The sequence below is a fragment of the Bacillus sp. LR--39 genome, assembly GCF_053613335.1.
Map to the genome: position 1 here is coordinate 1 of NZ_JBSIOT010000449.1, position 954 is coordinate 954.

The following is a 954-nucleotide window of genomic DNA, read 5'->3' on the forward strand; positions in this document are numbered from 1 at the left end:
GGTCGGCGGTTCGAGCCCGTCATCCTCCACCATATTTGCCGGCCTAGCTCAATTGGTAGAGCAACTGACTTGTAATCAGTAGGTTGGGGGTTCAAGTCCTCTGGCCGGCACCATTTTTGGACAAGATAATAACATAAGTCTTTTAAAAAGAGCCATTAGCTCAGTTGGTAGAGCATCTGACTTTTAATCAGAGGGTCGAAGGTTCGAGTCCTTCATGGCTCACCATGTTACGCGGGTGTGGCGGAATTGGCAGACGCGCTAGACTTAGGATCTAGTGTCTTATGACGTGGGGGTTCAAGTCCCTTCACCCGCATTATACAGGATAGTGATCCTGTATGCGGAAGTAGTTCAGTGGTAGAACACCACCTTGCCAAGGTGGGGGTCGCGGGTTCGAATCCCGTCTTCCGCTCCAACTATACCATCCACGCCGGGGTGGTGGAATTGGCAGACACACAGGACTTAAAATCCTGCGGTAGGTGACTACCGTGCCGGTTCAAGTCCGGCCCTCGGCATTATTGTTATGCGCCCGTAGCTCAATTGGATAGAGCGTTTGACTACGGATCAAAAGGTTAGGGGTTCGACTCCTCTCGGGCGCGCCATAATATTTTTAAAAATCGGGAAGTAGCTCAGCTTGGTAGAGCACATGGTTTGGGACCATGGGGTCGCAGGTTCGAATCCTGTCTTCCCGACCACTTCGGGGCCTTAGCTCAGCTGGGAGAGCGCCTGCTTTGCACGCAGGAGGTCAGCGGTTCGATCCCGCTAGGCTCCACCATTTATAAAAAAACATGTTGACTTTAAGAGAAACTTATTATATAATTAAAAAGTTGCTTGGGAAAGTGAACAAAATGATCTTTGAAAACTAAACAAGACAAAACGTACCTGTTAATTCAAAGTTTTAAATAAATCGCACAGCGATGTGCGTAGTCAGTCAAACACTTTATCGGAGAGTTTGAT

General features: G+C 48.4%; 8 tRNA genes. All 8 read left to right on the top strand.

What is annotated here, in order from left to right:
* The first annotated feature begins 37 nt into the window (after positions 1-37).
* The 8 genes from ACWHAR_RS23995 to ACWHAR_RS24030 all read left to right on the top strand — a co-directional run bounded on the left by ACWHAR_RS23995 (position 38) and on the right by ACWHAR_RS24030 (position 772).
* A tRNA-Thr gene (locus ACWHAR_RS23995) sits at positions 38-113 on the top strand.
* A gap of 36 nt (positions 114-149) precedes the next feature.
* Positions 150-225: transfer RNA gene (locus tag ACWHAR_RS24000), tRNA-Lys, on the top strand.
* 6 nt (positions 226-231) lie between these two features.
* Positions 232-313, top strand: a tRNA-Leu gene (locus ACWHAR_RS24005).
* Positions 314-337: 24 nt separating this feature from the next.
* Positions 338-412, top strand: a tRNA-Gly gene (locus ACWHAR_RS24010).
* Between the two features lie 14 nt (positions 413-426).
* Positions 427-512: transfer RNA gene (locus ACWHAR_RS24015), tRNA-Leu, on the top strand.
* Between the two features lie 10 nt (positions 513-522).
* A tRNA-Arg gene (locus ACWHAR_RS24020) sits at positions 523-599 on the top strand.
* A 16-nt stretch (positions 600-615) separates the two neighbouring features.
* A tRNA-Pro gene (locus ACWHAR_RS24025) sits at positions 616-692 on the top strand.
* Between the two features lie 4 nt (positions 693-696).
* Positions 697-772 (top strand) — tRNA-Ala (locus ACWHAR_RS24030).
* The last annotated feature ends 182 nt before the right edge of the window (positions 773-954 follow it).